The sequence below is a fragment of the Streptomyces sp. YGL11-2 genome (genome assembly GCF_050054615.1).
Classification (GTDB): Bacteria; Actinomycetota; Actinomycetes; order Streptomycetales; family Streptomycetaceae; genus Streptomyces.
In genome coordinates this window covers 116,516-135,669 of record NZ_JBNHIN010000007.1, presented here as the reverse complement: position 1 = coordinate 135,669, position 19,154 = coordinate 116,516, and the positions used below count along the sequence as shown (strand labels likewise).

20 protein-coding genes are annotated in these 19,154 nt (G+C 70.9%); 13 read left to right on the top strand and 7 right to left on the bottom strand.

What is annotated here, in order from left to right:
• Window positions 1–68: 68 nt before the first annotated feature.
• Genes ACO1BR_RS10980 through ACO1BR_RS10960 form a run of 5 tightly spaced genes read left to right on the top strand, consistent with a single transcriptional unit; the run spans window position 69 to window position 5,992 of the window.
• Window positions 69–1,610, top strand: a complete 1,542-nt coding sequence (locus ACO1BR_RS10980; RefSeq protein WP_426794840.1) for a GMC family oxidoreductase — start codon at window positions 69–71, stop codon at window positions 1,608–1,610.
• A complete protein-coding gene (locus ACO1BR_RS10975; protein ID WP_426794839.1) occupies window positions 1,610–2,836 on the top strand; it encodes a quaternary amine ABC transporter ATP-binding protein in 1,227 nt (408 codons plus the stop codon). The genes ACO1BR_RS10980 and ACO1BR_RS10975 overlap by 1 nt, the downstream gene beginning before the upstream one ends.
• Window positions 2,833–3,006, top strand: a complete 174-nt coding sequence (locus ACO1BR_RS10970) for a hypothetical protein (RefSeq protein WP_426794838.1) — start codon at window positions 2,833–2,835, stop codon at window positions 3,004–3,006. The genes ACO1BR_RS10975 and ACO1BR_RS10970 overlap by 4 nt, the downstream gene beginning before the upstream one ends.
• A complete protein-coding gene (locus ACO1BR_RS10965) occupies window positions 3,003–5,000 on the top strand; it encodes an ABC transporter permease (protein ID WP_426794837.1) in 1,998 nt (665 codons plus the stop codon). The genes ACO1BR_RS10970 and ACO1BR_RS10965 overlap by 4 nt, the downstream gene beginning before the upstream one ends.
• A gap of 2 nt (window positions 5,001–5,002) precedes the next feature.
• The gene (locus tag ACO1BR_RS10960) at window positions 5,003–5,992 is read left to right on the top strand and encodes an ABC transporter substrate-binding protein (RefSeq protein WP_426794836.1); all 990 of its coding nucleotides are present in this window, start codon (window positions 5,003–5,005) and stop codon (window positions 5,990–5,992) included.
• A gap of 64 nt (window positions 5,993–6,056) precedes the next feature.
• Here the strand turns inward: ACO1BR_RS10960 and ACO1BR_RS10955 are convergent, their stop codons facing one another.
• Together ACO1BR_RS10955 and ACO1BR_RS10950 are read right to left on the bottom strand one after the other, a co-directional pair.
• Complete coding sequence (locus ACO1BR_RS10955) at window positions 6,057–6,239, bottom strand: DUF397 domain-containing protein (RefSeq protein WP_426794835.1); 183 nt, start codon at window positions 6,237–6,239, stop codon at window positions 6,057–6,059.
• The gene (locus tag ACO1BR_RS10950) at window positions 6,236–7,054 is read right to left on the bottom strand and encodes a helix-turn-helix domain-containing protein (RefSeq protein WP_426794834.1); all 819 of its coding nucleotides are present in this window, start codon (window positions 7,052–7,054) and stop codon (window positions 6,236–6,238) included. The genes ACO1BR_RS10955 and ACO1BR_RS10950 overlap by 4 nt, the downstream gene beginning before the upstream one ends.
• Window positions 7,055–7,207: 153 nt before the next feature.
• Between ACO1BR_RS10950 and ACO1BR_RS10945 the strand changes: the two genes are divergently transcribed.
• From ACO1BR_RS10945 to ACO1BR_RS10920, 6 genes are all read left to right on the top strand, one after another.
• Entirely contained in the window at window positions 7,208–7,381 is a 174-nt protein-coding gene (locus tag ACO1BR_RS10945) for a hypothetical protein (RefSeq protein WP_426794833.1), read from the top strand.
• 246 nt (window positions 7,382–7,627) lie between these two features.
• On the top strand, window positions 7,628–7,858 hold the full coding sequence (locus ACO1BR_RS10940) for a hypothetical protein (RefSeq protein WP_426794933.1): 231 nt from the start codon (window positions 7,628–7,630) through the stop codon (window positions 7,856–7,858).
• Window positions 7,842–8,366 (top strand): DUF6879 family protein, encoded by a 525-nt coding sequence (locus tag ACO1BR_RS10935; RefSeq protein ID WP_426794832.1) that lies wholly within the window; start codon window positions 7,842–7,844, stop codon window positions 8,364–8,366. The genes ACO1BR_RS10940 and ACO1BR_RS10935 overlap by 17 nt, the downstream gene beginning before the upstream one ends.
• Window positions 8,356–9,189, top strand: a complete 834-nt coding sequence (locus tag ACO1BR_RS10930) for a helix-turn-helix domain-containing protein (RefSeq protein ID WP_426794831.1) — start codon at window positions 8,356–8,358, stop codon at window positions 9,187–9,189. The genes ACO1BR_RS10935 and ACO1BR_RS10930 overlap by 11 nt, the downstream gene beginning before the upstream one ends.
• Before the next feature lie 524 nt (window positions 9,190–9,713).
• Window positions 9,714–9,908, top strand: a complete 195-nt coding sequence (locus tag ACO1BR_RS10925) for a hypothetical protein (RefSeq protein WP_426794830.1) — start codon at window positions 9,714–9,716, stop codon at window positions 9,906–9,908.
• A gap of 74 nt (window positions 9,909–9,982) precedes the next feature.
• Window positions 9,983–10,411: a hypothetical protein gene (locus ACO1BR_RS10920; protein ID WP_426794829.1), complete on the top strand. Its 429-nt coding sequence runs from the start codon at window positions 9,983–9,985 to the stop codon at window positions 10,409–10,411.
• Between the two features lie 19 nt (window positions 10,412–10,430).
• Here the strand turns inward: ACO1BR_RS10920 and ACO1BR_RS10915 are convergent, their stop codons facing one another.
• Window positions 10,431–11,177, bottom strand: a complete 747-nt coding sequence (locus tag ACO1BR_RS10915; protein WP_426794828.1) for a BPL-N domain-containing protein — start codon at window positions 11,175–11,177, stop codon at window positions 10,431–10,433.
• Window positions 11,178–11,185: 8 nt separating this feature from the next.
• Window positions 11,186–15,418, bottom strand: coding sequence for a Pls/PosA family non-ribosomal peptide synthetase (locus ACO1BR_RS10910; RefSeq protein ID WP_426794827.1), 4,233 nt, complete (start codon window positions 15,416–15,418; stop codon window positions 11,186–11,188).
• Window positions 15,419–15,685: 267 nt separating this feature from the next.
• Here ACO1BR_RS10910 and ACO1BR_RS10905 point away from each other — a divergent pair, with 267 nt between their 5' ends.
• Together ACO1BR_RS10905 and ACO1BR_RS10900 are read left to right on the top strand one after the other, a co-directional pair.
• On the top strand, window positions 15,686–15,961 hold the full coding sequence (locus tag ACO1BR_RS10905; protein WP_426794826.1) for a hypothetical protein: 276 nt from the start codon (window positions 15,686–15,688) through the stop codon (window positions 15,959–15,961).
• Between the two features lie 128 nt (window positions 15,962–16,089).
• A complete protein-coding gene (locus tag ACO1BR_RS10900; protein WP_426794825.1) occupies window positions 16,090–17,274 on the top strand; it encodes a trypsin-like serine peptidase in 1,185 nt (394 codons plus the stop codon).
• Between the two features lie 55 nt (window positions 17,275–17,329).
• On the opposite strand, the gene ACO1BR_RS10895 is transcribed toward ACO1BR_RS10900, so the two are convergent.
• The 3 genes from ACO1BR_RS10895 to ACO1BR_RS10885 all read right to left on the bottom strand — a co-directional run.
• Window positions 17,330–18,079 (bottom strand): serine hydrolase, encoded by a 750-nt coding sequence (locus ACO1BR_RS10895; RefSeq protein ID WP_426794824.1) that lies wholly within the window; start codon window positions 18,077–18,079, stop codon window positions 17,330–17,332.
• A 42-nt stretch (window positions 18,080–18,121) separates the two neighbouring features.
• Entirely contained in the window at window positions 18,122–18,247 is a 126-nt protein-coding gene (locus ACO1BR_RS10890) for a hypothetical protein (RefSeq protein ID WP_426794823.1), read from the bottom strand.
• A 182-nt stretch (window positions 18,248–18,429) separates the two neighbouring features.
• Window positions 18,430–19,154, bottom strand: a 725-nt coding sequence (locus tag ACO1BR_RS10885; RefSeq protein WP_426794822.1) for an isocitrate lyase/PEP mutase family protein, incomplete at its 5' end; no start/stop codon positions are given.

Below are 19,154 nucleotides of genomic sequence, written 5' to 3'. Positions count from 1 at the left end.
CCCGCACCCCCGGCAGACCCTCAACTCCCGGACCCCGCGCACTTCTTGCAGTAAGGAGCACACCCCTCATGCCCGTGTACGACTATGTCGTTGTCGGCGGTGGCACCGCCGGCTCCGTCATCGCCTCCCGCCTCACAGAGGACCCCGGCATCACCGTCGCGGTGATCGAGGGCGGCCCCTCCGACATCGACCGTGACGACGTCCTGACGCTGCGCCGCTGGCTCGGCCTGCTCGGCGGCGACCTCGACTACGGCTACACCACCACCGAGCAGCCGCGCGGCAACTCGCACATCCTGCACAGCCGCGCCAAGGTGCTCGGCGGCTGCTCCTCGCACAACACGCTGATCTCCTTCAAGCCGCTGCCGTCCGACTGGGACGAGTGGGAGGCGGCCGGCGCCACCGGCTGGGGCGCCGCCGACATGGACCCGTTCTTCGGCAAGCTCCGCAACAACATCGTGCGGGTGGCGAAGAAGGACCAGAACCAGATCGCCACCGACTGGGTCGAGGCGGCGCGGACGGCGCTCGGCGTGCCGGAGGTCGTGGGCTTCAACGACCGGCCCTTCGACGAGGGCGTCGGCTTCTTCGACCTCGCCTACCACCCGGAGAACAACAAGCGGTCGTCCGCCTCCGTCGCCTACCTCCACCCGCACATGGAGGCCGGCGACCGGCCCAACCTCACGCTGCTGCTGGAGACCTGGGCACACCGGCTGGAGCTGGACGGTACCCGCGCCAAGGGCGTCCACGTCCGCACCAAGGACGGCGAGGAGGTGTACGTCGAGGCCGCGCGCGAGGTGTTGGTGTGCGCGGGCGCGGTGGACACCCCGCGGCTGCTGATGCACTCCGGCATCGGCCCCAGGAAGGACCTGGAGGCGCTGGGTATCGACTGCGTACTGGACCTGCCGGGCGTCGGGGAGAACCTGATCGACCACCCGGAGTCGGTGATCGTGTGGGAGACCAACGGGCCGATCCCGGGGAACTCCGCGATGGACTCGGACGCCGGGCTGTTCGTCAAGCGGGACCCGGAGCACAAGGGCCCGGACCTGATGTTCCACTTCTACCAGATCCCGTTCACCGACAACCCCGAGCGGCTGGGCTACGAGCGCCCCGAGCACGGTGTGTCGATGACCCCCAACATCCCCAAGTCCCGTGCCCGCGGCCGCCTTTACCTCACCTCCGCGGACCCCGAGGTCAAGCCCGCGCTGGACTTCGGGTACTTCGAGGACGAGGGCGACTACGACGGGCAGACCCTCGTCGACGGCATCAAGCTGGCCCGCAGGGTCGCCCAGGCCGAGCCGTTCGCCAAGTGGCTCAAGCGGGAGGTCTTCCCCGGGCCCGAGGTCACCGACGACGCGGAGATCGGCGAGCTGGTACGCAAGGCCGCACACACCGTCTACCACCCGGCGGGCACCTGCAAGATGGGCGCCGCCGACGACGAACTCGCCGTTGTTGACCCGGAGTTGAGGATCCGGGGACTTGACGGCATCCGGATCGCGGACGCGTCGGTCTTCCCGACGATGCCCGCGGTCAATCCGATGATTGGCGTGCTCATGGTGGGGGAGAAGTGCGCCCAAATGCTTCATGCGATCCCGACCCAAGGAGGTGATGCGTGATGGCCAGCACCTCCGTCGGCGCATCTGACGTGCCCAACCCCCGTAAGAACGACGACAACGCCGATCACGCCGCTAACGCCAACCACACCGCTAGCGCCGAGAAAACCGAGAACGCCGAGAATAAGGCCACCGTGACGGACACCGTGACGGACGGCGGGCCGGACGAGCGGCCCGTAGTGTTCTCCGTGCGGCACCTGTGGAAGGTCTTCGGGCCGAAGGCGGACCGCATTCCGGAGAACACCGACGTCGCCGGGCTCAGCGCCCAGGAGCTGCGCGAGAAGACCGGCTGCACCGCCGCCGTCCGCGACGTCTCCTTCGACGTCCACAAGGGCGAGGTCTTCGTCGTCATGGGGCTCTCCGGCTCCGGCAAGTCCACCCTCGTACGCTGCCTGACCCGGCTGATCGAGCCGACCAGCGGCAAACTGGAGATGGACGGCGAGGACGTCCGCTCCATGGACCGCGGCGCGCTGCGCGAACTGCGCCGCCGCCGGGCCGCCATGGTCTTCCAGCACTTCGGCCTGCTGCCGCACCGCACCGTCGTCGACAACGTCGCCTACGGCCTGGAGATCCAGGGCATGGGCAAGACGGAGCGCCGCGAGAAGGCCGCCGAGATCGTCGACAAGGTCGGCCTCGCCGGACTGGAGAAGCGCCGCCCCGGCCAGCTCTCCGGCGGCCAGCAGCAGCGCGTCGGGCTCGCCCGCGCGCTCGCCGTGGACCCCGAAGTCCTGCTGTTCGACGAGCCGTTCAGCGCGCTCGACCCGCTCATCCGGCGGGACATGCAGGAGGAGGTCGTTCGCCTGCACCGCGAGGAGGGGCGGACCATGGTCTTCATCACCCACGACCTCGCCGAGGCGCTGCGGGTGGGCGACCGGATCGCGCTGATGCGCGACGGCCAGATCGTCCAGCTCGGCACCCCCGAGGAGATCGTCGGCTCGCCGGCCGACGACTACGTCCGCGACTTCGTCCGGGACGTCCCGCGCGAGCAGGTGCTGACCGTGCGTCGCGCCATGCGGCCCGCCGAGGACGGCGAGGCCGGCGAGGGCCCGGAGCTCGCCCCCGACACGCTGATCTCCGACGCCATCGAGGCGGTCGCCCGCACCGGCGGCCCGGTCCGCGTGGTGGACGGCGCCCGCTGTCTTGGCATCGTCGACCACGCCTGTCTGCTGAACGTCGTCGCCCGCCTCCAGGGCTCGCAGCACGACGAGCACGGTGAGGTGGCCGCATGATGTACGCCGCAGCCCCCTACCGCGGCGCCGCCCGCGCCGTCACCCCCCGCGCCCCCGCCGCCGGCCGCCGCGCCCGGCTGCGCGCCGCCCTGCTGCGCCACTGGCGCGAGGCCCAGCGCGCCACCGCGATGAACGTGCCGACGGGCACCGTGAAGCGGGGTCGGGCATGAGTACCGCAGCACCCACCACCACGCCCGGCGCGCTGGGCGCCGCCGACCGGTTCGGCCCGGTGCAGACCCTCCTGCGCCGCCGCGGCCTCGCCAAGCTCCTGCTGCTCGCCGTCGCCGCGGCGGTCCTGGTCCCGCTCGTCCAGGCGAAGTGGTCCGGCGCCGCCTGGCCCGGCGCGCTGACCGTCGACCTCTCCGGCCCGCTCGGCAAGACCAGCGACTGGATCATCAACAACCGTGACAGCCACTGGCTGTTCGTGTACTTCCTCGGCCACCTCAGCAACGCCGTGGTGATCTCGGTACGCGCCGTCTACCTGCTGCTGCTCGCCCTCGGCTGGACCGGCGTGACCGCCGGTCTGACGCTGCTGGCCTGGCGCGTCGCCGGCCTCCGGATCGCCGCCACCGCGCTGGTCTCCTTCCTGGTCAGCGGGCTGCTCGGGATGTGGATCCCGACCATGCAGACGCTCGCCCTGATGGTCGTGGCGGTCGCCGCCTCGGTGGCCGTCGGCGCGCTGCTCGGCCTCGCCGCCGGCCTCTCCGACCGCCTCTTCCGCATCCTGCGCCCGGTCCTCGACACCATGCAGGTGCTCCCCGCCTTCGCCTACCTGCTCCCCGTCGTGCTGGTCTTCGGCATCGGCGTACCGGCCGCGCTGCTGGCCACCGTCATCTACGCGGCGCCCCCGATGGCGCGGCTGACCGCGCTCGGGCTGCGCGGCGCGGACGCCGGTGTCCTGGAGGCGGTCTCCTCGCTCGGCGCCACCGGACGCCAGCGGCTGCTCACGGCCCGGCTCCCGCTGGCCCGCAAGGAGCTGCTGCTCGGCGTCAACCAGACGATCATGATGGCGCTGTCCATGGTCGTGATCGCCTCCATGATCGGCGCGGCCGGTCTCGGTGACCGCGTCTACCAGGCGCTGGCCTCGGTGGACGTCGGCTCCGCGCTCGCCGCCGCCATCCCGATCGTGCTGCTGGCCATCGTCATGGACCGCACCACCGCGGCCGCGGGTGAACGGCTGGGCGCCAACACCGGCGCCACCGGCCCCAAGTGGCTGCGCGGCTGGCCCGCCTGGGCCGGGATCGCGGTGCTCACCGCCGCGCTCGCCCTCGTCGGCCGGCTGGCCGGCTCGACGGTCTGGCCGTCCGGTGCGACCGTGGCCATCGCCCGCCCGGTCAACGACTTCAAGGAGTGGATGGTCGGCCACCTCTACTCCGGCGTCCCCGTCCTCGGGGGCACCGCCGACTGGGCCGCGCACTTCACCAACTGGGTGCTCAACCCGCTGCGCGACGGCCTGACCGCGCTGCCCTGGTACGGCGTGCTGCTCGTCGTCGCCGCGCTGGCCTGGCTCATCGGCACCTGGCGCACCGCCCTGACCGCCGTCCTCGTGATGGCCGCCATCGGCGTACTGGGCGTGTGGAACCCGTCCATGGACACCCTCTCCCAGGTCCTCGCCGCCCTGGTGGCGACCCTGGTGCTGGGCTTCGGCGTCGGCATCCTGGCCGCCGGCAGCAAGCGCTTCGAGGCGCTGCTGCGCCCGGTCCTGGACGTGATGCAGACGATGCCGCAGTTCGTCTACCTCATCCCGGTCGTGGCGCTGTTCGCCGTGGGCCGCGCCCCGGCCGTCGCCGCGGCCGTGGTCTACGCCCTGCCGGCCGTCATCCGCATCACCACCCAGGGCCTGCGCCAGGTCGACCCGGCCGCCATGGAATCCGCCCACTCCCTCGGCGCCACCCGCTGGCAGACCCTCCGGCAGGTCCAACTCCCGCTGGCCCGGCCCGCGTTGCTGCTGGCCGTGAACCAGGGCGTGGTGCTCGTCCTCGCCGTCGTCATCATCGGCGGCCTGGTCGGCGGCGGCGCCCTCGGCTACGACGTCGTCACCGGCCTCTCCACCGGCAACCTGGCCCTCGGCCTGGTCTCGGGCGTCGCCATCGTCTGCCTGGGCCTGATGCTCGACCGGGTCACCCAGCCGACGGAACGGCGGACGACGGGGAAGGGAGCCTGACCATGACCCGCACACGCATCAAGCTCGTGACCACCTCGGTGGCGACGGCCGGAGCCCTGCTCCTGACCCTCTCCGCCTGCGGCAAGGCCGACATGACCAAGCAGGCGTCGCCGTTCGCGGCGGCCAAGGGCTCCAAGTCCGTCACGCTCTCCGTGCAGACCTGGGTCGGCGCCCAGGCCAACGTCGCGGTCGCGAAATACCTCCTGGAACACCAACTGGGCTATCACGTCGACACCGTTCAGGTGGACGAGATCCCCGCCTGGGACGCGCTCAGCCAGGGCCGGGTCGACGCGATCCTGGAGGACTGGGGCCACCCCGACCAGGAGAAGCGCTACGTCCAGGACAAGAAGACGATCACGGCGGGCGGCGGCAACGGCGTCACCGGCCACATCGGCTGGTGGGTCCCCAAGTACTGGGCCGACGCCCACCCCGACGTCCTCAACTGGAAGAACCTCAACAAGTACGCCGACCAGCTCCGCACCTCGGAGAGCGGCAGCAAGGGCCAGCTGATGGACGGCTCGCCGTCCTATGTCACCAACGACAAGGCGCTGGTGAAGAACCTGGGTCTCAACTACCAGGTCGTCTTCGCCGGTTCGGAAGCGGCGCAGATCACCCAGATCCAGCAGTTCGCCAAGCAGAAGAAGCCCTTCCTGACGTACTGGTACGAGCCCCAGTGGCTCTTCAACCAGGTGCCGATGGTGGAGGTCAAACTCCCCGCGTACACCGACGCCTGCGCGGCGAAGGGCACCAAGGACCCGCAGTCCATCGACTGCGCGTATCCGACCACGCCCCTGCAGAAGTACTTCAACACCGATTTCGCCAAGAGCGGCAGCTCCGCGGTGGCATTCCTGAAGAACTTCAGCTGGGACAAGAACAACCAGAACGAGGTCTCCGAAATGATCGCCTCGAACGGCCTCTCCGCCGACGAGGCGGCCAAGCGCTGGGTGCAGGAACACCCGGACGTCTGGAAGCGGTGGCTACCGAAGAAGTAGCTATTGGTTGGAAGTTGCTGTGAGCGCTTGGGCGGGGCCGTTGCGAACGGCCCCGCCCAAGCGCTCACTTGGCCACGATGTCGACGAACGCGGACCAGGCGGAGCGCGTCACCGCGATGACGGGGCCCTGGTTCACCTTGGAGTCCCGTACGAGGACGCGGGGCTGGTTGTCGGCCACCTCGACGCAGTCGTTGTCGCCGCCCCCGCTGTAGGAGGACTTGTGCCAGTTCAGTATCTCGCTGCTCACTGCGACCTCTTTAGTGCTTCGTGGATCTTGTCTGTGGACGCCTCAGTCGTCAAAGCGCAAGCGACGTACCGATCATAGACTCGCTGGTACCTGATGACCTCTGGGACGGCTTCGGTGTAGTTGCCCGTAAGGAAGCCCTCCGTGTACGCCGCCCTGCTTCCATTGGGGAGGGTCAGGAGCACGATGGTGCCCATGACGAACCCAGCGCCGAACGGCAGCACTTGAAGGGTGATGTTGGGCATTTCCTGTGCTTCCAACAGCCTCTTCAGTTGAGCAGTTGTCGCGTGACGCAAGGTGGCCTCGTCTATCACGGCTGACATCCATGGCGGATCCTCGCGGTCCCACACCTTCTGCCGTTCCATACGCAGTTCGACGTAAGAGTCGATCCGCCCGGGCTCTCCAACCTGCCCAGTCGCCAGCAGTTCGCGAGCGTAGTCAGGTGTCTGGAGCAGGCCAGGAACGATGAACCCAGCTGTGTGGATCAGCTGAGCCTTCTCCTGGCGCATCAGGTACGGCTTCGCGTAGTCCCGCACTGTCTGCTGCTCCAAGATCCTCACCAGGTTCACCAGGGAGTCCCTGGGCAGGTCGAGCACCGACTCCAACTTGCCCGCCAGGTCCCTGTCCGGCGGCACGTCCCCCGTCTCCACCTCGGAGATACGCGTCTGACTCACGAACACCCGCTTGGCGAGGTACGACTGGGACCACTCGCAGCCCTCGACCTTCGCCCTGGCCTTGTCCACACGGGCATCTCTCACCTTGCTGCCGATGTACTGCTCAAGCCCTTCCCCGGGGTCCACTTCCCTGACTCGCGGCATATGCCCTTCACCTCGATCACGCTCCGGCACTCAACCACTGGTGACGATAGACCCATCGCAGCAGTCTGGTAGCAGACAGTAGCGATCAGCGCCTGAGGGAGAACGACGGTGACAGGTACGGGAGTTCGGACGGCAGTCCAGGAAGCGGACGACATGTGCAGGCGGCTGCACGAAGCCTTGCGTGGTGCCGGATTCAACGCCGAGCCTCCGCTTGTCGCGACCGTCAGTACGACGCGCGGTGTGATGGTGGACAAGATCGTGCCCCCGCTCCTCCTGCTCCACCAGGCCGAGAGGCTGTGCAAGATCCTGGAGGCGGACCGGCGGTGAGCGACAAGAAGCCGGCGGGCGACCCCGGGGACCTCGGCGAGAAGGTCAAGAAGATCAACAGCGACACCGCCAAGAGGCCCCAATGACCAGCCGCAGGCGTCCAAGTCGCGTACCTGGCTGGCGAGGCAGCGCGGTCCTGGGAGCCTCACCCCGTGATCATCTACCCGAGAACGCGAATATTGGCCATGCGCCATGGACCGAGTGCCCACGGCCGTCCTACCGTCCCCGTGGCGGCAGGGAACGGCCCTGCATCCGAGGAGGGAAACCAGGGCGCGTGAGCAACTGACCCGCCTTACCGGCGACGTCGGCGGACCCAACTGTGACGACGACGATTGCCCGAACGTCTACCGGACCAAGAGCGGTTCATTCGTTATCCAGGGGGACGTGTCCGACGCCTTCAGTCCCCCTGAGGGTGAGGGCCTGGTGGAGATCCCCGAGCGCGTTCTGAGGGAGGCTGCCCGTGCTCTTGGATGGTGAGGATTGGCGTAGGTTCTTCGATGCCTTCGGGCGGGAAGCGTGGCGGTTCGAGGCACAGCCCACGTACACCATGCCCAGGGAGCAGGAGAACGTTGCCCGCTTCCTGCGGGGCGAGAACAAGCCTGCCGACCACAATGCCCGCTGGCATGAACGGGTGCGCGGCTACGTCGAATCCGGCAGACGCGTCGGGCGGGTACGCATCGTGCGCCAGCCGCTCACCGACTACCAGCGGTATCAATTCGCATGGGGCATCCCCGGAAACATCGCGGCCGGTGAGGACATCCGAGTCCTGGACGTGACACGGAACGACTACGGCTTGCCGCTCTCCGGGCGCGACTGGTGGATGTTCGACGAGACCTGCATCGCCCACCTGAATTTCCGACCGGACGGCACCCAGATCAATCGCGAGTCCTACGAGGGTGACCCCGCTCCCTATCGGGAGTGGAGGCGAATTGCCCTGGAGCACGCCGTGTCCTTCGAGGAGTACGTGAAGGGCATTGACATTTGACTCTGAGCAGCTGGGCCAGTCAAAGGCTGACCTGGTGGAAACACTCCGCACCATGCGCAGGCGAGCCAGCCGTACGCAGGTCTGGCTCGCTCAGCGCTGCAACATGTCCCAAACCAAGCTCAGCAACATCGAGACCGGTCGGATCACGCCGGGCCTTATCGATGTCGAGTTGATTCTTAGAGCACTTGAAGCACCCCCGGAACTCGTGACGGAAGTGGCCACCCTCGCGCGACTCGCCAATACGGAATGGCAGGGTAAGCGAGCCTCGTGGCGCAGAGGTTTGGAGAAGCGCCAAGCAGAGTTGGCCGGCCTGGAAGTCGAAGCCACGACACTCCGCTATTTCCTACCCGCGATGGTGACGGGGCTCCTGGCCACACCTGAGTACATCAGGGCCAGTCTTGGCCACTCGCCAGTGGACGTCTCCAAGACGGTTGCCAGGAAGCTGGAACGGCAGGCAATCATCTACGACAACGCGAAACGATTCACGTTCCTGCTGACGGAACAGGCCGTGCGATGGGCTGTGGTCGCGCGTGCGGAGATGGCCGCACAGATCGACCGCCTTGTCTCAATCTCTCATCTCCCAAACGTGCGTATCGGCGTCATCCCGCTGGGAACGTTTGTTGGGCGTGGTCCACTGAACACTTTCACGGTCTACGATCAACGGTTGGCGACCGTCGAGACCTTCACGGGGCGCATCGTTTTCCAGGACGCCCGGGACATCGCCGAACATCTGGAAGTATTCGGCCTGTACGAGGATCACGCTTTGTTCGGCGATGAGGCCAGGGCGGCGCTCGGAGAATGGGGCATGACGTACCGTTCGTGATCGCCTACCCCACAACGCGAATAACGCTGGTAGCGCTCCATAACCCGCAGGATCATGGGTATCTGTTGAATCCAGTCGGGAGGAAAAATGTTAGCCACAGCCGGAGTTGATACGTGGGAGTACTTCACTTACGTGCCTGCGGGTGCGCGGTGCGCTTCGTGCCTTCGAGAGATCAAGTCCCTTGAGTTGGCGCGCCGGGGGAGCATGCAACGTGTCTCCGGCGCACCTGTGGTGATCTACCGGCATGCCGACAAGTGCCCGAAGTAGCAGCCTGGCTACGCAGACACGGCGAGATGTGAGACAGCCAGACACGGTGCCTCCCGGATGGTGGACGGTATACGGCGGTCGACATCTGGCGTATATGCCCGGCGAGTGTCGAAGCCTAAGACTCCCTCCCCGGCCGCAGAAACCTGGACAGTCGAGCAGCCGGGGCGGGTGACCAGCCGCAGGGACCCCTGCGGGCCTACGGGCCGTGCCCTCGACGGTACGACGGCATGGCCCCTCGCGAAAGAGGAGGTTGGTAGATGAGCGTCACAGCCGTTGAGACGTACGAGATGCGTACGCCCGACGCCGAAGGCTGGCGCGGAATCCCGTTCCGGCACCCCCGGGACCTGAGGGTGGTCGCCGAGGACGATGGCGGGAAGCACGATGGCGGGCCCATGCCCCCGGAGGCGCCCCGTGACCCGCAGCCCAGTGGCGGCGACGGCGACAAGAAATAGGCCGTGCCGATAGCTGACCGCCGGCGTCCGGGCGCATCGGCTCGGACGCCGGCCCTTCCCCAGGAGGAATCCTCGTGTCGGAAGCCGCCCACAAGGGCACAGGCAGGGTCACGGTGTTCTCGATGTTCGGCCCCGTGTTCGGCTACGCGTCGAGACTCGTGGACGACCAGCAGGTTGCGTACGTCGGCCCGCTGACGCCCGGCGTGCAGTGGTCAAAGCTCTGGCGGATGGCGGCTCGATGCTGTCGCGAGTCGGCGCAGGATCGGGAGAAGGCGCAGTGGATCATCACTCAGGCGACGCGTGCCTTCATCATGCATGCCGACCTCGTTGCGAAGCTGCCCGATGCAGATTGGCATGTGGAGGGTGGCGGGCACCGGTTCGATGTCGACGGGTGGTCGAACCACGATGTACTGGTCACGGGGAACATGGCGGTGCCTGAACTCACGCCCGAGCAGGCCTCGTTGAAGCGCACCTACTACCCGCACCACTCCTTCGACGACTGACGTTGCGATGCCGGCCCGGTCAGTCCTCCAGCACCGCCGCCGCCAGGTCGAGGCCCAGGTCGCGGGCCTCGACGACGGGGAGGCCCTCGTCGAGGTACCAGTCGTCGGTGGCTTCGGGGTGGGGGCCGACGACGCCGACGCGGCCGTTGCCGTAGCGGGTGACGGCGGCGGCCACGGAGCCGTTCGGGTAGGTGGCGAGGACGGTGGCGTCGGCGCCCTCGTCGAGGATGAAGTGCGGGCCGTCCTGGAAGTAGAGGGTGCGGGGTTGGCCGCGCCAGCGGGTTTCGACGAGGGTGTCGCGCTCGTGGTCGACGGTGGCGCCCGGTGAGGTGATGTACTGGTCGGTGTCGCCGGGGAGCAGCTCGAAGCCGGGGTCGGAGCCGGCCAGGTAGCCGCCGAGGCAGAAGCCCAGGTAGCGCCCGCCGCCGTGGACGTAGTCGCGGATCGCGTCGGCCTGCCGCTTGAGGCGGCGGTACGCGGGGGCCAGGGAGCCGCCGCCGGGTTGGGCGTAGACATAGGCGTGGGCCAGCGTTTCGGCGGAGAGCGGGAGGTCCTCGTGGGGGCCGGTGTAGCGGACGTCGAGGTTCCAGGGGCCGGAGGCGAGCAGGGCGGCCACCGCTTCCGGGCAGCCGGGTTGGGTGGCCGGGCCCCGGTAGACGAGGGCCAGGCGGCGTCCGCCGGGCTCGGGGAGCGCCGCGCCGCCGGGCTCTTCCCGGGCGCCGAAGGCGCGGCGGACGGAGTCGAGGAGGCCGGTGGGTGGTGGCATGGGTTCTCTCACCGTGAGTGGCTGTCGGGGCGGGGTGTCAGCTGGGGTGGGGGCGGGAGGTCCGCCGACCGGAGGGCCAGGCCCTGGGCCGGGATGCCGCGCCATGCCGTGCCGGGGGTGAGGTACTCGCCCTTCATCACCAGCGAGAGCGCGTCGAGCCAGACGCCCTCGCCGACCACGCCGTCGTACAGCACGATCGCCCGGGTGCCGACGGAGGCGCCGGCCCGCACGGTGACCCTCGACATCTTCATGACCCGGTCTTCGAACAGATGCGTCTGCAAGCTTACGCCCGCGCCGATCGCCGCGTCGTCGCCGACGTCGACCAGGTCGAACTCGGTGAGGAAGGTGGTGCCTATCCAGGTGCGCCGGCCGATCCGCGCGCCGAACAGGCGCAGCAACGGCGGCAGGAACGGGGTTCCGGCGAGCGCGGCGGCGCCGGCCGGGACGGCGGCCGCCTCGTAGAGCCCGGTGACGAATTCGGTACGGCGGACGAACAGGCTCCAGAGGGGTTCGACGCGCGGCCGGTAGGTGCCGACGACGAGCCATTTGACCGCCGCGCAGCAGGCGATGACCGTCAGGCCGGCGCCCATGAGGAAGACCGGGGCGAGGAGCACCGTCAGGGCGGGGCCCGGACGGTGGGCGGTGCCGGAGAGGGCCAGGAGGTAGAGGAAGGCGGCCATGCCCAGGAGGGACGTGGGCATCGTGGCGCGGAAGTACTCGATGGCCAGCCGCCGGCGGACCGTCTTGCGGGTCGGGCGGAAGGTCAGCTCCTCGGGGAAGTTGCCGCTGCTCTGGCGGTGCGGCAGGAGGATCGCGGGGGAGCCGAGCCAGGAGGTGCCGGCCGGCACGTCGTCCTGGGGAGGGACGGTGCCGACGCCGATCAGGGAGCCGGGCTCGGTCCGCGTCCCGGCCGGCAGGCAGGCCGCGTTGCCGACGAACGCGCGCCGTCCCACCTCGGTCGGCCGGCTGGCGAAGTGCCCGCCCGCGAAGGCCGCCGTCCCGACGCCCGCCATGTCGGCGACGAAACTGCCTTCGCCGAGGGTCAGCAGATCCGGGTCGAGATGCGCGGCCGTGGAGACCTCGGCGCCGCGGCCGATCCGCGCGCCGAGCAGCCGCAGCCAGGGGGCCGTGTAGAGGGTCGCGTAAAGGGAGTTGGTGGCGATCAGGCTGAATTCCAGCAGCTTGTCGGCCAGCCATTTGCGGACGCCCAGGGCGCTGCGGACGGGGTGGCTGCCGACCGGCGACCGGGGCAGGACCAGGCGTTTGGCGAGGGCGACCGCGGCGCAGACGGTGAGCACGTACAGCGGGGCGCCGAGGAAGAAGACGACCACCGCGGCGGGCAGGCTGCCCCAGGCCAGCCAGGTGAACCAGCCCAGGGCGCTGCTCGGCACCAGCACGGCGAGGGTGAGGACTTCGAGGAAGCAGAGCCCGAGGAGGGCGGCGGCGAGGTGGCGCGGTCGCCGGGGCTCCGCCGGCCGCCGGCCGCCGGCGCGCAGCATCTCCTCCACATGGGGTGCCAGGGTCGCCACCGGCGACGCCGGTGATCCGGCCCAGCGCGTTCCGGCGGGCACCACCTCGCCCTGGCCGATCACCGACTGCTCGCCCAGCCCGGATCCCGCCTCCATGCGGGCGCCCGGTTCGAGGACCGCATGCGCTCCCACGTACGCCCGCGGGCCGATCTCCACCGGGGCGACGGTCACCCAGCCGTCCGCCACCCGCCAGGCGCGCAGCGCGACGCCGTAGCCGATCGAGGCGTCCGCGCCCACGCGGAGCAGGGCCGGCAGCGGGACGGCGTTGGTGGCGATGGTCGTGCGCGGTCCGATGCGGGCGCCGAGCAGCCGCAGATAGCCGGCCATGAAGGGGGAGCCGCTCAGCTCGCGCAGGGGGCTGACGCTCAGCAGCAGACCGAGCGCCCAGAGGCGGAGGTAGGTCGTGCCCCAGAGGGGGTAGCGGCCGGGTCGGATGCCGGCGGCGAGGGGGCGGGCGAGGGCCACCGGTACGAGCCAGCGGACGCCGATGTAGCTGATCAGGGCGGCGACCACGGGCGCGACCGGCACCGGCGACCGGGGGGTGAACGTGCCGTCCCGCCAGGCGAAGGTGAAGGCGACGGGGACGGTGAAGAGGAAGAGGAGCACGTAGAGGGCGCCGGCCTGGGCCAGTCCGGCGGCGGCTATGCGGCCGCTGCCGTGGCGGAGCGGGCGCGGCCGAGCCGGTGATGCCGCGTGCAGCGGGTGCCCGTTGGCCGTGCCGCCGATGCCGCCCACGCTGCCCGCGCCGCCGGAACTGACGGTGCTCTCCAGGCTGTTGACGCTCGGCGGACCGGTGATGCTGGCCGCGGTGGCCAGGCGCTCCGCGAGGCGCCGTACGGTCGGGTTCGCGTACAGGTCGCGCAGCGCGGGGCCGGTGCCGGTCCCGATGCCGCGGCTGCGCAGCAGCGAGACGACCTGGGCGGCGAGCAGCGAGTGCCCGCCGAGTTCGGCGAAGAAGTCCGCCTCGGCCGACAGGGTCTCCGCCGGGACCCCGAACACCTCGGCCCAGATGTCCCGTACCCGGGTCTCCCACTCCCCTTCGGGAGCGACGATCCGGCCGCCGCCGGTCAGCCGGCGGCCGGTCGGCGCGGGCAGCCGCTTGCGGTCCACCTTGCCGCTCGGCATGGCGGGCAGCTGGGGGAGGATGTCCAGAAAGGGCGGGACCATATAGGCGGGAAGCCGGTGCCTCAGGCGCTGGTGGAGCCGGGCGACGAGGGCGTCCCCGTCGCGGTCGTGGTCACCGCCGCCCGCCGTGCGGACGACGTATGCGGACAGCTCCCGGTGGTTCCCGTTCCCGTTCCCGTTGCCATTGTGGTGGGGCATCGCGACCAGGGCGGTGGCGGCCTCGGCCACGCCGGGGTCCTCCAGCAGCACGTTGTCGATCTCGCCGAGATCGATGCGGTAGCCGCGGACCTTCACCTCGTCGTCGGCCCGCCCCAGGTACGCGATCTCGCCGTCCGGGGTGATCCGGCCGAGGTCACCGGTGCGGTAGAGCCGGCTGCCCGCAGGGGCCAGCGGATGCTCGATGAAGCGGTCCGCGGTCAGCTCGGGCCGTCCTACGTAGCCGGCGGCGACACCGGGGCCGCCGACACAGATCTCCCCGACCGCCCCGTCGGGCACCGCCCGGTGCTGCTCGTCGAGCAGCACCACCGTGTAGGTGGGCAGCGGCCTGCCGATGGTGACCGGCCGGCCCGGCCGCAGTTCCGCCACGGTCGCGGTGACGGTGGTCTCGGTGGGCCCGTACGTGTTGAGGATGCGGCGCCCCGGCCGGCTCCACCGCTCGACGAGCTGCGCCGGGCAGGCTTCGCCGCCGACCATGATGCTGCGGATCTGCGGCAGTTCCCGGGGGATGGTCGCCAGCAGCGTCGGCACGCAGTACAGCACGGTGACCGCGCGCTTCTCCAGGGTGTCGGCGAGTTCGGCGCCGAAGCGCCCGGAGCCGGAGCCGGACCCGGAGTCGGAGTCGGTGCCGCCGGGCCCCGCGACGAGCGCGGCGCCCACCGCCCAGGTCGGCCAGATCTCCTCGATGGAGAAGTCGAAGGAGATGGTCATGCCCTGGTAGACCCGGTCGTCCGGCCGCACGTCGTAGACGTCCGGGACGATGTCGAGGAAGTTGCAGATGCTGGAGTGGGCGATCGCCACGCCCTTGGGGCGCCCGCTGGATCCCGAGGTGTACATGACGTAGGCGAGCGGGTCGCCGGGGGCGGTCCGGATCGCCGGGTCGGGCGGTGCCGCCGGCTCCCCGGGCGCGGCCGGGTCCGGCCGGGTCGTCGGCAGGGAGGCCAGGGGGTCCCCGCCCGCGCCGCCGTCCGGGTCGAGCCGGACCACCCGTGTCCGCCCCCCGAGGCCGGTCAGCCCCGCCGCCGTCCGCGCGGTCGTCAGCACCGCGTCCGCGCCGGCGTCCGCCGCGATGAAGGCGACCCGGTCCGGCGGCGCCGCCGGGTCGATCGGTACGAACGCCGCGTCCGCTTTGCCCACCCCCAGCAGCGACGCGTACATGTCCACCGACCGCGGCACCAGGATCGCCACCCGCGCCCCCGGGCCGATGCCGAGACCGCGGAGCCGGTGCGCGATCTGGTTGGCGCGCGCGTCGAGTTCGGCGTACGTGAGGGTGCGCCGCCCGCACTCCAGCGCGGTCGCCGAGGGCATGCGGTCACAGGTGGACTCGAAGACGTGATGCAGCCGCGTCACGCCCTGTCTGGTCGTGGCCATGCCTCCATCGCAGCGCCGATCACCCGTGATCGCATTTCCGCTCCGGGTCGCCGCGGGCCGCCGGAGTGGGGTGTTCGGAGGCGCGGCCCGGTGGCGGACGATCTCCCGGCGCCGCCGTGGGCCGTTCCGTGGCACGTCGTGGCACGTCCGCGGCCGGTGCCCCCGTACGGAGCCGGTCCGTCACATCCGTGGCGGGGCCCTCACCCGATCGGATGGTGCGCCACGTGGCGCACCGCCGGGCCGTGGTCGGCGGCCCAGGCTAGGACCATGCCGCTGCCGCCGCCGAAGTGCCCCACCCCCGACTGCGACGACCCGCTGTGGAGGGACACCACGACCACCGAAGTGCACTGGGACAACTGGCGGTGGTGGTGCCACCGCTGCGACAAGAAGTGGTATCCGACCCGCGAGCAGATCGAGGAGTTCCGGCACGCGGTCGCCTCCGGGGCCGGTGCCGGGGTCGTGGTGGGGGCCGGTGCCGGGGCGGGTGCGCGGGGACGGGCGCACGCCGTCGCACGCCGGGATCCGCGGGCGCACCGCGTCTGACCGGTGGGCCGCCACCCCCGCTGCCCCGCCACCGTGCCGTGACGGCATAGTAGAGCGCAGTCCCAACAGGGGCATGACACAAACGGCGCGCACCACCGGCGCCGGTCCGTATCAGGGGGGAACGCTCCATGCCGTCTCGACCGTCCGGGATATCCACGCCGACCAGGTCCCGTGTCCGCCGCTCCACCGCTGCCGCCGCCGCTACGGCCGCGCTGCTCGCGCTCACCGCCACCGCCTGCGGCCCCACCGACAACAACGCCTCGGCCGCGCCCGGCAGTTCGTCCGCCGGCCAGAAGCACCCGGGCGACCTGCCGACGAGCATCGACGGCCTGAAGAAGTGGAAGGACGGCGGCTGGAAGAACTGGGACAAGTGGTCGCGCCGGGCGCAGGACTTCGCCAACCCGATCATCAAGGACCACTGGAACCCGGAGCGGCTGGCCCAGGCCAAGTCCGCACCGGACGTCGGCGTACAGGACGCCGCTCTTGGCGGCCAGTCCGACGTCCCCGCCCCGGGGCCGAAGGCGGCGGTCACCGCCCAGGAGGTCGTCCGCCCGTACCACCGCAACATGGCCCCGATAGGCAAGATCTTCTTCGACAGCCCCGAGGGCCCGATGGTCTGCTCCGGCACGATCGTCGAGGACCCGGCGCACCCCGGCAAGTCCAACCTTGTCTGGACCGCGGGCCACTGCGTCCACACCGGTAAGCAGGGCGGCTGGATGCGCAACATCGTCTTCGTCCCGTCGTTCAACGACAACGGTGTGCCGGCGAACCAGCTCAACAACACGACGGCCGCGCAGATGATGCCGTATGGCAAGTTCTGGGCCGACTGGGTCAACACGTCCAACCAGTGGATCAGCATGGGCGGCGAGAAAGGCAACGACGGCTCCGTCTACGACTTCGCCGTGATGCACGTCAAGCCGGAGAACGGCAGCGGCAAGTCCCTTGAGGAGACCGTCGGCGCCGCCGCCCAGATCTGGTTCAACTCCCCGTACGCGGAGGGCATCGGCTCGCTGAAGGCGTTCGGCTACCCGGCCGCGGCGCCCTACGACGGTGCGCGGATGATGAGCTGCCTGGACCGGCCCGACCGCCTCACCATGGAACGGAACATGCCCCCCATGGACCGCATCGGCTGCACGATGACGGGCGGTTCGTCCGGCGGCGGCTGGTTCGTCAGCCGCGGCGGCAAGCTGACCCTGGTGTCCAACACCTCCATCACCAACGGTCAGCACACCTGGCTGGCCGGCCCGCACCTGGGCCCGGAGGCGCAGGAGGTCTTCACCACCCTGAGCCAGAAGTTCGCCGCCCAGCGGTAGGCGGCCCGAGCCGGCCGGTGCACCGAGCCCCCGCGGGCCCGGTGCGCCGGCCGGTTCACGCCGTCAGCCGGTGCCGCGCCCGCCAGACGCGGGCCGACACCCGCGCCAGCAGCCGGGCGGCCGGGTCGCCGGTGTCCTGCCCGTTGGCGAGCGGGCCGGTGTAGCAGACCGCGAGGGTGTACGGGGCGGCATCGGGCGGGTGGACCACGGCGGCGCAGTTCCGTACCCCCGAGATCCAGCCGTTCTTGCTGGCCAGCCGGGTGCCGGGCGGCAGGCCCGCGGCCAGGTCCACCCCGTGGGCGTTGTCCTCCAACAGGCCCAGCACCTCCGGCTCCAGCGACTCCAGCAGCCGGACCAGGTCGTGTGCGGTGACCCGGTTGAAGATGCCGGCGGCGCGGGCCGGGCGGTCCTCGACGCCGCGCGGGGTGTCGGTGCCGGCGGACGCGCCGGCCCGCCGCCACACCTCGGCCACCGCCTCCCGCCCCACGTGCGCCAGGCAGAGGTTGGTCGCCAGGTTGGAGGAGTGGCTGACCATCCGCCCGGCGAGCCAGCGCAGCGACGCGGTACCGCCCAGCAGCTCCCAGGGCTCCGGATCGCTGTCGCCCGCCCGGGAGTTGGCGAAGGTGCCGCCCGCGGCGGAGGTGAAGCGGTTGACCACCGGGATCTGCCGGTCCAGGTCCAGCCCGCCGCGGTAGAGGGCGGCCAGCACGGCGACCTTCATGGTGCTGGCCGCCTCGTGCGGGACGTCAGCGTTGCGCAGGACCACCGGGGGGCGCCGCCAGGGCGCCACGACGAGGGAGAGCATGGCTCATCGTATGGCGCCGGCCGTGTGCGCCGGCGTGCGACATCAGGCCGGGTCGGCCAGCTCCCGGAGGGTGCCGGGTACGAGGGTGGCGGCGAGGGTGATGGTCAGGCCGACGAGGGCGGCGCCGAGCGCGCGCCGGGGTCGGCGCCGGTGGAGGGTGGGGGACATGCTCTCGCTTCCGTTGCGGCGATGTCGTGACGGCGACGACGCTACGGACGGCGGCGGCCCGCGTCGTCAGCCTCCGGTCGCGCCGGACGTCATCCTGCGGTCGCGCCGCACGTCATCCTCCGGAGGGGGCGACCCTGAGACGCCTCAGGGTTCCCCACCCGCCAACCACCGAGCCCACAGCGTCAGTTGCCGTCCCGCAGCCGCTCCGCCACCGGCGCCAGCGCCGCGGTCGCCCGGCGCTGGAGACCGCCGCCGAAGGTGATCCGGGCCGCGCCCAGGGTGCCCAGTTCACGGGGTGACGGACCGTCGGACACGGCCAGCGCGTTGAGCGGCAGGGCGATGGCCGCGGAAAGTTCGGGCAGCAGCGCGGGCGGCGCCAGGATGGGGTAGATGCAGTCGGCGCCGGCCTCGGCGTAGAGGCGGGCGCGCTCGACGGCCGCCGCGGTACCGGTGTCGCCGCGCAGGAAGGTGTCGACCCGGGCGTTGACGACCAGGGCGTCGCCCGCCGCGGCGCGCACCTCCGCCAGCCACTCCGCCTGCTCCCGCGGGTCGCGGAGGGCGCCGGAGGCGTGGTCGGAGTCCTCCAGGTTGCAGCCGACCGCGCCGGCGTCCGCGAGGCGGCCCACCAACTCCTTCGCGGACAGCCCGTAACCGGCCTCCACGTCCGCCGTCACCGGCACGTCCACGGCCCGTACGATCCGGGCGATCGCCGCGAACATCTCGTCGGCCGGGGTCTCGCCGTCCGCGTAGCCGAGGGACGCGGCGATGCCCGCGCTCGGCGTCGCGAGGGCAGGGAAGCCGGCGTCGGCGAAGACCCGGGCGGCCGCGGCGTCCCAGACGGTGGGGAGGACCAGCGGATCGCCCGGCCGCCGGCCGTGGTGGAGGGCGCGCAGCGCCGCCGCGGCGG

Bases quoted from the DNA above. Each gene is read 5' to 3' on its own strand.
- ACO1BR_RS10960 (WP_426794836.1), top strand. From the start codon at position 5,003: ATGACCCGCACACGCATCAAGCTCGTGACCACCTCGGTGGCGACGGCC.
- ACO1BR_RS10910 (WP_426794827.1), bottom strand. From the start codon at position 15,418: ATGGCCACGACCAGACAGGGCGTGACGCGGCTGCATCACGTCTTCGAG.
- ACO1BR_RS10950 (WP_426794834.1), bottom strand. From the start codon at position 7,054: ATGCCGCGAGTCAGGGAAGTGGACCCCGGGGAAGGGCTTGAGCAGTAC.
- ACO1BR_RS10965 (WP_426794837.1), top strand. From the start codon at position 3,003: ATGAGTACCGCAGCACCCACCACCACGCCCGGCGCGCTGGGCGCCGCC.
- ACO1BR_RS10905 (WP_426794826.1), top strand. From the start codon at position 15,686: ATGCCGCTGCCGCCGCCGAAGTGCCCCACCCCCGACTGCGACGACCCG.
- ACO1BR_RS10980 (WP_426794840.1), top strand. From the start codon at position 69: ATGCCCGTGTACGACTATGTCGTTGTCGGCGGTGGCACCGCCGGCTCC.
- ACO1BR_RS10925 (WP_426794830.1), top strand. From the start codon at position 9,714: ATGAGCGTCACAGCCGTTGAGACGTACGAGATGCGTACGCCCGACGCC.
- ACO1BR_RS10900 (WP_426794825.1), top strand. From the start codon at position 16,090: ATGCCGTCTCGACCGTCCGGGATATCCACGCCGACCAGGTCCCGTGTC.
- ACO1BR_RS10890 (WP_426794823.1), bottom strand. From the start codon at position 18,247: ATGTCCCCCACCCTCCACCGGCGCCGACCCCGGCGCGCGCTCGGCGCC.
- ACO1BR_RS10895 (WP_426794824.1), bottom strand. From the start codon at position 18,079: ATGCTCTCCCTCGTCGTGGCGCCCTGGCGGCGCCCCCCGGTGGTCCTG.
- ACO1BR_RS10945 (WP_426794833.1), top strand. From the start codon at position 7,208: ATGTGCAGGCGGCTGCACGAAGCCTTGCGTGGTGCCGGATTCAACGCC.
- ACO1BR_RS10915 (WP_426794828.1), bottom strand. From the start codon at position 11,177: ATGCCACCACCCACCGGCCTCCTCGACTCCGTCCGCCGCGCCTTCGGC.
- ACO1BR_RS10970 (WP_426794838.1), top strand. From the start codon at position 2,833: ATGATGTACGCCGCAGCCCCCTACCGCGGCGCCGCCCGCGCCGTCACC.
- ACO1BR_RS10975 (WP_426794839.1), top strand. From the start codon at position 1,610: ATGGCCAGCACCTCCGTCGGCGCATCTGACGTGCCCAACCCCCGTAAG.